The organism is Streptomyces chengmaiensis (genome assembly GCF_029846775.1).
In the GTDB taxonomy this organism is placed as follows: domain Bacteria; phylum Actinomycetota; class Actinomycetes; order Streptomycetales; family Streptomycetaceae; genus Streptomyces; species Streptomyces chengmaiensis.
Genome location: NZ_JARWBG010000050.1, coordinates 1 through 12025, shown reverse-complemented (window position 1 = coordinate 12025; position 12025 = coordinate 1). Strand labels below are relative to the sequence as shown.

11 protein-coding genes are annotated in these 12025 nt (G+C 72.2%); 5 read left to right on the top strand and 6 right to left on the bottom strand.

Annotation, left to right across the window (positions count from 1 at the left end; genetic code table 11):
* Window positions 1-89: 89 nt before the first annotated feature.
* From QCN29_RS29595 to QCN29_RS29575, 5 genes are all read right to left on the bottom strand, one after another.
* Window positions 90-395 carry a hypothetical protein gene (locus QCN29_RS29595; protein ID WP_279932030.1) on the bottom strand — a complete coding sequence of 102 codons (306 nt, stop codon included), beginning with the start codon at window positions 393-395 and terminating at the stop codon, window positions 90-92.
* Between the two features lie 86 nt (window positions 396-481).
* Entirely contained in the window at window positions 482-1282 is an 801-nt protein-coding gene (locus QCN29_RS29590; protein ID WP_240136501.1) for a hypothetical protein, read from the bottom strand.
* Between the two features lie 409 nt (window positions 1283-1691).
* Window positions 1692-2357, bottom strand: coding sequence for an ATP-binding cassette domain-containing protein (locus QCN29_RS29585; RefSeq protein WP_279932029.1), 666 nt, complete (start codon window positions 2355-2357; stop codon window positions 1692-1694).
* On the bottom strand, window positions 2354-5206 hold the full coding sequence (locus tag QCN29_RS29580; protein ID WP_279932027.1) for an ABC transporter permease subunit: 2853 nt from the start codon (window positions 5204-5206) through the stop codon (window positions 2354-2356). Before QCN29_RS29580 ends, QCN29_RS29585 begins: the two co-directional genes overlap by 4 nt.
* Before the next feature lie 6 nt (window positions 5207-5212).
* A complete protein-coding gene (locus tag QCN29_RS29575; RefSeq protein ID WP_279932026.1) occupies window positions 5213-5629 on the bottom strand; it encodes a hypothetical protein in 417 nt (138 codons plus the stop codon).
* Between the two features lie 113 nt (window positions 5630-5742).
* On the opposite strand from QCN29_RS29575, the gene QCN29_RS29570 reads away from it, so the two are divergent.
* The 4 genes from QCN29_RS29570 to QCN29_RS29555 all read left to right on the top strand — a co-directional run bounded on the left by QCN29_RS29570 (window position 5743) and on the right by QCN29_RS29555 (window position 9315).
* Complete coding sequence (locus QCN29_RS29570) at window positions 5743-6276, top strand: hypothetical protein (protein ID WP_279932025.1); 534 nt, start codon at window positions 5743-5745, stop codon at window positions 6274-6276.
* Window positions 6251-7534, top strand: coding sequence for an ABC transporter substrate-binding protein (locus QCN29_RS29565; protein WP_279932023.1), 1284 nt, complete (start codon window positions 6251-6253; stop codon window positions 7532-7534). Before QCN29_RS29570 ends, QCN29_RS29565 begins: the two co-directional genes overlap by 26 nt.
* Before the next feature lie 74 nt (window positions 7535-7608).
* The gene (locus QCN29_RS29560; protein WP_279932022.1) at window positions 7609-8907 is read left to right on the top strand and encodes a glycosyltransferase; all 1299 of its coding nucleotides are present in this window, start codon (window positions 7609-7611) and stop codon (window positions 8905-8907) included.
* Between the two features lie 129 nt (window positions 8908-9036).
* On the top strand, window positions 9037-9315 hold the full coding sequence (locus tag QCN29_RS29555) for a WCX domain-containing protein (RefSeq protein WP_279932021.1): 279 nt from the start codon (window positions 9037-9039) through the stop codon (window positions 9313-9315).
* Here QCN29_RS29555 and ctaD read toward each other — a convergent pair.
* Window positions 9227-10948: an aa3-type cytochrome oxidase subunit I gene (ctaD, locus tag QCN29_RS29550; protein ID WP_279932019.1), complete on the bottom strand. Its 1722-nt coding sequence runs from the start codon at window positions 10946-10948 to the stop codon at window positions 9227-9229. The two genes, QCN29_RS29555 and ctaD, sit on opposite strands and share 89 nt — an antisense overlap.
* Window positions 10949-11416: 468 nt before the next feature.
* Here ctaD and QCN29_RS29545 point away from each other — a divergent pair, with 468 nt between their 5' ends.
* Window positions 11417-11632, top strand: coding sequence for an I78 family peptidase inhibitor (locus QCN29_RS29545; RefSeq protein ID WP_240136510.1), 216 nt, complete (start codon window positions 11417-11419; stop codon window positions 11630-11632).
* The last annotated feature ends 393 nt before the right edge of the window (window positions 11633-12025 follow it).

Below are 12025 nucleotides of genomic sequence, written 5' to 3'. Positions count from 1 at the left end.
GCCCCGGAGACTGAGGGCGCTGCCCGGAGACAGAGTGCGCTGCCCCGGAACCGTGCCGAACGGGCCCGGTCCGGGGCAGCGCCCTGCCGTCACACGCCTCTGCGCGGGGCCGGCGGAAGGGTCGCCAGCCGCCCGCCGGGATACGGTCGCCAGCCCGCCCCCGCCGCCATCCCCGGCGCTGCCTCCGATGCCATCCCCAGAGGGCCGAAGCCCTTGAAGCCGAGGTCCTCTTCACCGCTCCGGTCGCCCGGCAGCGCCCGGAACGCCCGGCGGTACTCGGAGCAGAGCGCGTCGTAGATCGGCGTGGTGGAGTGGCCCGCCCTGGTGTCGCGCGCGGGACGCATCGACGGGATGGGGGTGGGGTACGGCTGGCGGAAGGGCTCGTATGCGTGCACGCCTGTGCAACGACAAGGCCGTTCGGACGGATGCGGGCTGCGCCGAGCTGAATTCGTCCGGGCGATCCGCCCGGCGCCCGGTCCAGTCAGGACGAGGTGCCCGCGAGCGGCATCGCAGCGGCCACCAGCACACCGCCCGCCGCGGCCTTGTCCAGGGCGTCGCGCAGCAGGTCCTCACGCGGCTGCTGGCCGATCGAGCCGACCGGTGCGGCGTAGACCAGAACCGTCTGCGTCTTGTTCACGGCCGTGCGCCAGCCCTCGGTGACCTGGAGCGGCTGGTGGGCCTGCCACCAGGCGACCGGGCTGCCGCCGCCCGTGCCGGGCTGCAGCACGGCGTGCAGCTGCCCCATGGCGATCAGCACCGACCAGCCCGGCAGGGCGTCCGGCATCTTGTCCATGTCGGTGACCGGGTGGAAGCCCTGCTCGATGAGGAGCGGCAGGAACTCGTCTCCGTTCTCCCCGTTCGAGCCGGGGCGGGCGATCGGCGCGGTCGGCTCCACGACGAGAGCCGGGTGCACCTCGCCGTCGATCAGAACGAGGCCGCTGGTGATGCCGAGCACGGCCTGGTCGGGGGCGGCGTCCGCGGCGGCGGCCGCCGCCGCGTTCGGGTCGCTGCCCGTGATGGACCGGACCGCGCCCTGGAGCTGGTCCTCGGCGACCTTCACGACCTGGGAGGGAATGCACTTGGCGTGGGCGAAGGCGAGGACGGCGGTCTCTTCGCCGACGAACAGCACCGTGCTGGTGCGTTCCTGCTCGGTGTCGCCCGGGGTGCGGCAGGAGGTGCAGTCATAGCTGCCGGGGGCGTTGTCGCCGGCGAGCAGCCGGTCGGCTTCTTCGTCGCCGATTTCGGCGCGTACGTCCTCGCTGACGTCGAGCATGCGGGGCACGGGTTGCTCCTCGGACTTGGTGGACTGGACGGATGTCATGGCAACGCCGGGCACGGCCCGGCTCATAAACAGCTCAACGGGTCTGCTGGTGCCCAAGTCACGCGTGGAGCGGAACGGAATCAATAGGCCGACCGGGTGAGCCAGCGGAGTGCGGGCGCGCGGCGGCGCGGCGGGGGGACCGGGAGCCGCCTAGCGTGGCCCGGTGAAGAAGTGCCGTTCTGTACACGGCGGGTTGATCCCGCTGCCCGCACCGCGTGTGCCGGCCGTGCTGACGGCGCTGCTCCTGCCGTTGTCGACGGCGGGGGCGCGGGCGGCGTCGGCCCCGCCGCCGCCCGCGCCCGGCAGCCCTACGCGGCGAACCGGGAGGCGGCCGGCCCCGATCCGGACCGCATCGAACCCCGCCTGATGCTCAGTCTTCCGACGGGACCTCCGATGCCTCCCCGCTGAACGCGATGACGCCGCGGCGCAGTTCATGGACCAGGACCGGGCGGGGGCCCGCCCCGCCCAGCCCGGGCGGGAGCCGCTGCTCGGCGACGACGACGGCCGCGTCGAGCGCCCGCAGCAGCTCGTAGGTACGGGCCGCGACAGGGGGCGACATGCCCTGAGCGGGTTCGTCGAGGAGCACCACGCGGGCGGGCGTGAGCAGCGCCCGGGAGAGCGCGAGCATCCGCTGCTCGCCCCCGGAGAGCGTGCCCGCACGCCGCGCCAGCAGCGGGCGCAGTGCGGGATAGGCGTCGAGGGCCGCGGTGAAGTCGCCGTCCGGCGAGGCGAGCTGCAGATTCTCGGCGACGGTGAGCGTCCCGTACACCGCCCGGCTGTCCGGTACGAAGCACAGGCCTAGGCGGGCCCGCTGGTGGGCGTGGAGCCGGGTGACGTCGCCGCCGCGCCACAGGACCCGCCCGGAGGACAGCCGCGCCGTTCCGGCGAGGGCGCGGAGGGCGGTCGTGCGGCCGGCGCCGTTGCGGCCCAGCAGTACGGTCAGGGTGCCGGCGGGGACGGGCAGCGACACGCCGTGCAGGGCTTCGAGAGGGCCGTAGGCGACGTGTGCGCGGCGCAGTTCGATCTCGATGGTCATCGTACGATCCGCCCCGCCTCCATGACGTGCACCGTGTCCGCGACACGCGCGACGAGGTCCAGGTCGTGCTCGACGATCAGAACGGCCGTGCCGTCCGCGGCGAGCGCCATGAGGATGCGGGCCAGCGCCTCGGCCTCCGCCGCGTCGAGCCCGGCCGTCGGCTCGTCCAGCAGCAGCGTGTGCGGCCGGCCGGCGAGCGCCCGCCCCAACTCGACCCGGCGCAGCGCGCCGGTGGACAGCCCGGCGGCGATCCGGTCCCGGATGGGCCCGTCGAGTTCGAGGAGCCGCAGCACGGGCTCCACGGCGGCCGGGTCGCGCCGTCGGCGCCGCTGCTGTTCGGCCCCGATGCGGACGTTCTCCTCGACGGTGAGGGAGGGGAAGACGGCGAGTTGCTGGAAGGTCCGGGCGATCCCCAGCCGCGTGCGGGCGTGCGCGGAGCGGCGCGTGATGTCGGCGCCGTCGAGCTCGACGCGTCCGGCGTCCGGCCGCAGCGTCCCGCAGAGACAGTGGAACAGGGTGCTCTTCCCGGCCCCGTTGGCGCCGACGAGAGCGGTCACCTGACCGGAGGCGACACTGAGATCGACGCCGTCGAGGGCGGTGAAATCCTCGTACCGCAGCCGTACGTCCCGCGCGACGAGCCGATGCGACGCCGGTGGTCGGCCTGCGGCCTCCCCGGGTGCCCGGCGGTTCCCTCCCCCGCCCCGCCCAGCCCCGAGACCGGGTGCGAGCACCCGGACCCCTCGAGGGGGGAGAGGCAAGCGGAATCGGCGGCTGCGCTCTGCAGCGGCGGGGGCCGGTCGTTCGCCTGAGCCGCTCCGGAAGCGGAGGCGTCTCCCGCCGGCGGATGCGCGACCCCGCGGAGCCGCTTCCTGCGGGGGCCGGGCCCGGCGGGGCGGGGCCGGCTCACCTCCCCTCGCGGGCCGCAGCCGGCGCATCGTCCGGCGGCGCGGCGACGCCGCCGTCCCCGGGGCGCCGGACGGCAGCCCCGAGCCCCCCTTCCCCCGAGGGGGGTCTGCGCGGGGCTCGCCCCCGGTTTCCGGAATGGGCGTCAGGCCACCGGGGGGCGGGGGGCGCAGACGGCGGAGGGCGCCGGGCAGGCCCTCGGGCAGGCGGCCGATCAGGACCGCCAGGAAGCCGACCGCCGCCGCGGCCAGCCCTCCGCGCGGTCCCGCGTCCAGCCCCACCAGCAGCACCGCCGCGGCCAGCGGCGCCAGCAGTCCGTCCGCGCCCAGCACCATGACCGCCGCGAACCAGAGCAGGCTGCGCACCGGGTCGAACGCCTCCGGATCAAAGGCCCGCACCCCCATCGCCAGCAGCCCCCCGCCCAGCGCCGCCAGCGCCGCACCCGTGACAAAGGCGAACAGCTTCAGCGCGGACACCGGCACCCCGGCGCCCTCCGCCCCCGCCTCGTGGTCGCGCATGGCCGCGAGCGCCCTGCCCGTGCGGCCCCGCCGCAGCGCGCCCACGGCCAGCAGCGCACATGCCAGGACGCCCAGTTCCAGCATGTAGTAGCGGCGGTCGTCGGCGAACCCCTCGGGCCTGGTGAGCCGCAGACCCGCCGTCGCATACGGCTGTACGAACACAAAGCGGCTCACCGCCACCCCGACCGCCAGCGTCGCCAGCGCCAGCGCGAGTCCGCGCCGGCCGATCGCCGGCCAGCCGGTCAGCAGCCCCAAAGGGGCGGTCAGCAGCACCGCCGTCAGCAGGGCGAGCAGCTCCGGCAGCGCGGGGAACTCCGGGAAGCGCCCGGTCGCCAGCAGCGCCGTGAACAGCGCGCCGAGCCCCGCGTACGCCGCCTGCCCCAGGGAGATCTGCCCGCCGCGCCCGGTCACCACGGTCAGCGAGAGCAGGATGACGGCCAGCGCCGGGACCTGCACCGCGGTGTGCAGGTCCCGGCCCGCGAAGCCGAGCGGCAGCAGGAACAGGATGGCCGCGACCAGCCAGACCCCCGGCGGCACGCGCACCGCGGGGGCCGCCGGGGGGGCGGGGGAGGCGCCCGCGCCCACGCCCGGCAGCACCAGCGCCGCGATCAGCAGCGCCACCGCGAACAGATTCGCGCCCACCGCCTGGAGCAGCGGCTCCCCCCAGCCTCTCGGATGCAGCCGGGTGAGCTGGGCCTGCGCCACCCCGATCGCCAGGGCCGCGCCCACCGCGACGGGCAGGCTCCGCATCCGTGCGATCACGGCGACCGCGATGACCTCCACGACCAGCAGCGGCAGTCCGTACGGATCGAGGCGTACGAACGGCGCCAGCAGCACCCCCGTCAGCCCTGCCGTGAACGATCCGAACGCCCAGCCGGCCGCGGCCACCCGGTCCGCGTCGATGCCGCCGAGCACCGCCAGCGGCCGGTTGTCGACGACGGCGCGCAGCTCTCGGCCGAACCGGGTCCACCGGGTCACCGACGCCACCAGGACGGCCAGCAGCACCGCGGCGGTGAGCTGCGTCCACGGGTTGTCCGGAAGCAGCTCCGGCGCGTCCGCCCGGGCGCCTTCGCCCCACACCGCCGCCGCGCCGCCGACCAGCAGGACGAACACCCCGATAGAGGCCACCAGCGACCGGGCCGGGTCCACGCCGAGGACCGACAGCGGGCGGAACACCAGCCTCTCCAGCAGCAGTCCGATGCCCGGCGCGACCACGCCCAGCGTCACGGCCGCGGCCAGCGGCAGCGGCCAGTCCCACTCCACCGCGAGCTGGAGCAGCACATAGGCGCAGACCATCGCAATCGCGCCGTGGGCGAGGTTGAGCACCCCCGTCGCCCGGTAGGTGACGATCAGTCCGATGCCGGTGAGCGCCGCCGCGCTGCCCACGGCGAGCCCGGCCAGGGTGAGGTCATAGGTCAGGGATGCCACGGGCCGTCAGATCCGCGGCTCGCACACCGGGCAGGGGTCCAGCTTGCGGTCGCCCGCCGGGACGGCCTGCTCCTTGCCCGTGACCAGCGGGCAGTCGGGCCGGTGTGCCAGTGTGCCGCCGGGCACGCACACCGGCGGCTCATCCGAGGACGGCTTCGCGGCGGACGCGTCCAGGGCCGGCTCCGGCTTCTCCGCGGCGGCGGGGGAACCGGGGCCGGCCCGCGCGAGCAGCGCCGCGCCGACCGTCAGCACCGCGGCCGCCACCAGCAGCGCCGCTCCGGGGATCGTGGAGGACGCCAGATAGGGGATCTGCTGTTCGGCGTAACGTTCGCCCGACGCCCCGTACCAGCCGATGACACAGAGCACAGCCCCGGAAGCGGCCGTGGCCAGCCCGCCCCACCACAGCAGTCGGGACATCGGCATCGGCAGGGCCTTTCGGGCTTAAGGAGGGAACCGATGGAGCGGTACGTCCATTTCTTGCACTATGCCCTGAACGGGCACACGCTGGAAGCCGACGACAACGGAGGGTGATCCAGATGGTTCGCATCAGGCGTCCCCGGACTGTGGCATGGGCGGCTGCCGCGGTCCTTGTGCTCACACCCCTTGCCGCCGGGTGCGGAGACGGAGACGACAGCGAGCCGACCGCCACGCCGACGGCCACGGGCACCACCCCGGACGGCGCCGCCAGCCCCGGCGGTGAGCAGCCGGCCGACCCGGACGAGGCCAGGGCGGAGGTCGAGGAGAACTGGACGCTGTTCTTCGCACCCGACACCCCCGTCGACGAACGGGTCGCGGTGCTGGAGGACGGCGACGACCTGGGCCCCGTGCTTGCCGTGCTCGCCGAGGACCCGAACGCCGGGAACACCTCCGCCGACGTCACCGACGTGACGTTCACCTCGGCCACCGAGGCCACCGTCACCTACGACCTGAAGTCCGGCGACACGGTGCTGCTGCCCGACTCCACCGGCAAAGCCGTCCTCCAGGACGAGACCTGGAAGGTGTCGAAGAGCACCCTCTGCGGCCTCGCCGAGCAGAGCGCCGCCGGTGCGACGGCACTGCCGGGCTGCTGAAGCCCTGCTCCTCGCGACCGTCCTGACGGCGCTCGCCGCCTGCGGCACCCGGCTGCCCGAAGGCGCCTTCGAACGCCCCGAGGCCGCGGACGGCGTGCCCATACGCGTCGGTGTGATCGCCAGTGCCACCAGTCCGGCCGGCGGCGGGGTGTTCACCGGTCCCGGCGAAGGGGCCGCCGCCTACTTCGAGGCGCTCAACGCGGAAGGCGGCATCAACGGCAGGCCCGTCGAGGCCGTCTTCTGCGACGACGGCGGCAGCGGCGTCGGCAACAACGAGTGCGTGACCCGCCTGATCGACGAGGAGGAGGTCTTCGTCCTCGTCGCCACCACCGCCCTCAACTACGCCGGCGCGCCACGCGTCTCCGCGGCGGGCGTCCCCGACATCGGCGGACAGCCCATCGGCACCGCCTACGACACCTATCCGCATCTGTACGAGATCTACGGCAGCGCAGCCCCTCGGGACGGCGGCCGGCCCGGCTGGGACGGCGTCCTGGTCGCCGGCACGGAGGTCTACCGCTACTTCGAACGCGAGGAGGGCGCGCGGACCGCGGCCGTCGTCTCGTACAACCAGGCGGCGTCCGCCGCCTATGCGCGGCAGGTCGTGGAAGGGCTGCGGGCCGAGGGGTACCGGGTCGTCCCCGAGCAGGTCGACTTCGCCCTGCCCAACTTCCGCGCGGTCGCCGCCGATATGCGGGACCAGGGCGTGGACATCGTCTTCGACGCCTTGGACACCCATGGCAACGCGCGGCTGTGCGAGGCGATGGAGGACCTCGGCGTCGAGGTCGCCGCCAAGGTCACCAACGTCCAGAACTGGAACTCGTCGGTGCCCGACGACTACCGCGACGCGCCCGGCTGCCGCAACGCCCTGTGGGTGACCGGCTCGAGCCGCAACTACGAGGACGTCGGCCACAAGGCCGTCAAGGAGTTCCGTGACGCGATGGCGCAGCAGGGCAGGGACGAGGAGCTGTCCCAGTGGCAGCTCGAAGGCTGGGCGGCCGCCATGTGGTTCGCCGACGCGGCCCGCTCCTGTGACGGGGAACTGACCCGCTCCTGCGTCGAGGAGTTCATCAACCGCCCCGAGCCGTACACCGCGAGCGGACTGCTGCTCCCCGTCGTCTTCGAGGAGCTGCCGGAGCCTCCCAGGACGTCCCGCACCTGTCTGTCCGTCGCCCGCTGGCAGGACCGCGAGGGCTGGGTCTCCCAGGGCGAGATGACGGAGAACTGCTTCACCGTCCCCCAACTGCCGTACCGCCCCTGAATGCCGAAGGGCGGTGAACGTCACGTAGAGTCGAACAGCCGTACAACACTGACCACGGGGGACACGGCGTTCGCATGCGTATTTCGTTTCTGCTCCACAATGCGTACGGCATAGGCGGGACGATCCGTTCGACGTTCAACCTCGCCGGCGTCCTCGCCGAACGGCACGACGTCGAGATCGTGTCCGTCTTCCGCCACCGCGACCGGCCCGCGATGGGCGCACCCGAGGGCGTGGCCCTGAAGCATCTGGTGGATCTGCGGAAGCAGAGCCCCGGCTACGACGGCGACCATCCCGACTGTCGGCGTCCCGCGCGGATCTTTCCGCGAGGCGACGGCCGCCACCCGCAGTACAGCCGTCTCACCGACTCCCGCATAGCCGCCCATCTGGCCGCTCTGGAAGCCGATGTGGTGGTCGGCACCCGGCCCGGGCTCAATGTCCACATCGCCCGGCAGGCCCGGCGCGGCCAGATCCGCATCGGTCAGGAACACCTCAGCCTTGACGGCCACGGCCACCGGCTGCGCCGGGAGATCGGCCACCGCTACCGGGCCATGGACGCCGTCACCACCGTCACCGAGGCCGACGCCCGCGCCTACCGCGAGCGGCTGAGGCTGCCAGGAGTGCGGATCGAGGCCGTGCCCAACAGCGTGCCGACTCCGTCCGTGACGCCCGCCGACGGCTCGGCCAAGTGGGTCGTGGCGGCCGGCCGGCTGACCCGCGTCAAGCGGTACGACCTGCTCATCGAGGCCTTCGCCAAGGTCGTCGCGGCACGCCCGGACTGGCGGCTGCGGATCTACGGCGGCGGGGACGCCATCAGCAGCGAGACGAGCGCCCTGGCCGCCCTGGTCAAGGAGCGCGGGCTGGCGGACCATGTCTTCCTGATGGGCGTGGCCGACCCGCTGGACCCGGAGTGGGTCAAGGGGTCGATCGCGGCGGTCACCTCCAGCCGGGAGTCCTTCGGCATGACGGTCGTCGAGGCGATGCGCTGCGGCCTCCCCGTGGTGTCCACCGACTGCCCGCACGGACCACGGGAGATCATCGAGGACGGGGTCGACGGACGGCTGGTCCCGGTCGGCGACGCGGACGCCGTCGCGGCCGCGCTGCTGGAGCTCATCGGGGACGACGCGCTGCGGCAGCGCGCCGGGCGGGCGGCACTGGCCGCCTCGGCACGCTTCGACCCCGCGCGGATCGCGGAGCGGCATGAGGCGCTCTTCGCCGAACTGGTCGCACGGGGCGAGGGAGCGCGTCCGGCCGGCGTCGTCCGGGAGGCGGTGCACCGGGCTGCGGGAGCCGTGTACGACGGAGGGTACGAGCTGCTCCGTACCGCCGTACGCAGGCTCCGGAGCATCAGGAAGCGGGTGTCCGGGGCCCGCTGACGCCGTTGCCGGCCCCGGCGACGTCACATGCGGGCGTCTTGCGGACCACACCCGTCCGCAAGGCGTGCGTGCTGATCGAGCTGGCGGGCGTCTGCCGGGACGGCGAGCGGCTACGCCGCCCGGGCGACCGTGCGTCTGCACACCTCCGCAGAGCAGGCGGCCCGGAGCACCTGGCCGTCCGACGGAGTCGTGGAGACGGTCGACGAGCGGGCGTCTCTGCTGCGCACGAGGGCGGCGAACCTGGATGTGCTGGTCGTCCATGTGATGCTGACGGGGGTGGACTGCGAGGTGATCGAGCCGCAGGAGCTGACCGACCACATCAGGGCCGTTCGCGACCGCCTGTCCCGGGCGCTGGATCCGGACCGGGCGGCGACGGCAGCACCGGGGGCTGAGTCGGCTCCCGTGTGAAGTACGGATGGTGCAGATCGAAGGCGGGGGACTCGGAGCGGATGCGCGGCAGCGTGGTGAAGTTGTGGCGCGGCGGGGGACAGGACGTGGCCCACTCCAGCGACCGCCCGAACCCCCAGGGGTCGTCCATCTCCACCTTCTTCCCATATCGGGACGTCTTCCAGACGTTGTAGAGGAACGGCAGCGTGGAGAGGCCCAGCAGGAACGAGCCGATGGTGGACACGGTGTTGAGGGCCGTGAAGCCGTCCGCCGCCAGATAGTCGGCGTAGCGGCGGGGCATGCCCTCAGCGCCCAGCCAGTGGTGCACCAGAAAGGTGGTGTGGAAGCCCACGAAGAGCGTCCAGAAGTGGACCTTGCCGAGCCGTTCGTCGAGCATCTTGCCGGTGAATTTGGGCCACCAGAAGTAGAAGCCGGCGAACATCGCGAAGACGACTGTGCCGAAGACGACGTAGTGGAAGTGCCCCACCACGAAGTACGAGTCGGTGACATGGAAGTCCAGCGGCGGAGAGGCCAGCAGGACCCCGGTCAGCCCGCCGAAGAGGAACGACACCAGGAAGCCGACCGCCCACAGCATCGGGGTCTCGAAGGAGAGCGAGCCCTTGAGCATCGTCCCCGTCCAGTTGAAGAACTTCACCCCGGTCGGAACGGCGATCAGGAAGGACATGAAGGAGAAGAAGGGCAGCAGCACCGCGCCGGTGGCGAACATGTGGTGTGCCCACACCACGACCGACAGTCCGGTGATGGCCATCGTCGCCGCGATCAGAGTGAGATAGCCGAAGATCGGCTTCCGGGAGAAGACCGGGATGATCTCCGTGATGATCCCGAAGAACGGCAGCGCGATGATGTAGACCTCGGGATGGCCGAAGAACCAGAACAGATGCTGCCACAGCAGCGCGCCGCCGGACTCCGGCTGGAAGACCACGGAACCGAAGCGCCGGTCCGCCTCCAGGACCAGCAGGGCCGCGGCGAGCACCGGGAAGGCGATCAGCACCAGGATCGTGGTGAACAGAACGTTCCAGGTGAAGATGGGCATACGGAACATCGTCATACCGGGTGCGCGCATGCCGATGATGGTGGCGAGGAAGTTCACCGAGCCGAGGATCGTGCCGAAGCCGGAGAATGCCAGGCCCATGATCCACAGATCGGCTCCGATGCCGGGGGAGCGCTCCAGGGAGTTCAGCGGGGCGTAGGCGAACCAGCCGAAGCTCGCGGGGCCGGAGGGGACCAGCAGCGAGGCGAGCACGATCAGCCCGCCGAAGAGGAACAGCCAGTACGAGAACATGTTCAGCCGCGGGAAGGCGACGTCGGGGGAGCCGATCTGCAGCGGCACCAGCTCGTTGGCGAAGCCCGCGAACGTGGGGGTCGCGAAGAGCAGCAGCATGATCGTGCCGTGCAGCGTGAAAGCCTGGTTGAACTGGTCGTTGCTCATCAACTGCAGGCCGGGGCGCGCCAGCTCGGCGCGCATCATCAGGGCCATCAGTCCGGCGACGAGGAAGAAGACGAACGACGTGATCAGGTAGAGGTGCCCGATCTTCTTGTGGTCGGTCGTGGTGAGCCAGTCCACCAGCACCCTGCCCGGACGGCGCTCGCGCACCCGCTCCGGCTGCCCGGCCGCTCTGGTCTCCGTGCCCATCGCTGCCCCTCGCTGTCCGCGGCTCGGCATCGGCTCGGCATCGGCTCGGCGTCCGAGTCGACCGGCTCGGCATCGGCTGGCATCGGCCCGGGAACCGTGTCGGCCCGGGCCATGATGCTAGCCCTGGAGGGGGCCGCGACAGAGGGCGTACGCGCCGTGCGGGTCACCCGGCCGGGTGATGCGGCAAACGGCGCTGGAGATGTAAGGGAATCGTGAAATGTCGATGGCTCTTCAATTCCTTCGGCCGTCGTGCCGAGGGCAATTCGGCGGGAGAATTGAGCCGCGCTGGGAGCCCCTGTCGAATTACCGTACAAACGGGTCGGGGGTGCTCGTTCGTGTGACGATCCGCAACGCAGACGCACGTCGATAAGCTGTGACAAAAGTGTGACCGGTGAGGTACGTGAGACGACTGAAGTGGTGCTGCGTCCCCGCTTCCGTCACCGTCCGCACCCGCCTACCGTGGGTCGCATGGCACCCACACCGACTCCACCCGCCCAGCCCGACGACACCCCTGCGTCGTATGTCGGCCTTGACGCCGACGAAGCCGAGCGGCGGGCCAGGGTGCGCGGTTGGAGCACCGTCAGAGCTCTGCCGCCTGGCTCGATCATCACCCTGGAGTATCTCGCCGGGCGGCTGAACTTCGAAGTCGAGGGCGGCAGGGTGATCCGCTGCTGGCCCGGCTGACCGGGCCGCTTCCCCCGCGTTCGCCGTACAGATCAAGTGCATGCACCAGAGGGTGCGTCAGAACGTGCGCAGGACGTGCGCAGAGCGTGCGCAGGACGTGCGCAGAGCGTGCGCAGAGCGTGCGCAGGACGTGCGCAGGACGTGCGCCCAGGGAACGGCGTAGGCCCCGGCACAGACCAGGATGCTGTTGGTTAATTCGGGGCCTGGCGTGACGTCGGCCTTCAAGACCTGGTTGTGGTCTTGAAGGCCGACGTTGTCGTATGGGGTGGGTGCGGATGTCGATGCAGCCGAAGGGGTCTGGGGAGATCCCGGCGGAGACGGTACGGGTGGCTCGGGCCGCGTTCCCGAAGGGGAGCCTGGCGATCCGGGTCCGGGATGAGCTGGGACCGTTGT

What these genes read in the sequence shown, in the direction of transcription:
- QCN29_RS29560 (WP_279932022.1), top strand. Translation starts at nt 7,609, where the DNA reads ATGCGTATTTCGTTTCTGCTCCACAATGCGTACGGCATAGGCGGGACG.
- QCN29_RS29545 (WP_240136510.1), top strand. Translation starts at nt 11,417, where the DNA reads ATGGCACCCACACCGACTCCACCCGCCCAGCCCGACGACACCCCTGCG.
- QCN29_RS29585 (WP_279932029.1), bottom strand. Translation starts at nt 2,357, where the DNA reads ATGACCATCGAGATCGAACTGCGCCGCGCACACGTCGCCTACGGCCCT.
- QCN29_RS29570 (WP_279932025.1), top strand. Translation starts at nt 5,743, where the DNA reads ATGGTTCGCATCAGGCGTCCCCGGACTGTGGCATGGGCGGCTGCCGCG.
- QCN29_RS29575 (WP_279932026.1), bottom strand. Translation starts at nt 5,629, where the DNA reads ATGCCGATGTCCCGACTGCTGTGGTGGGGCGGGCTGGCCACGGCCGCT.
- ctaD (WP_279932019.1), bottom strand. Translation starts at nt 10,948, where the DNA reads ATGGGCACGGAGACCAGAGCGGCCGGGCAGCCGGAGCGGGTGCGCGAG.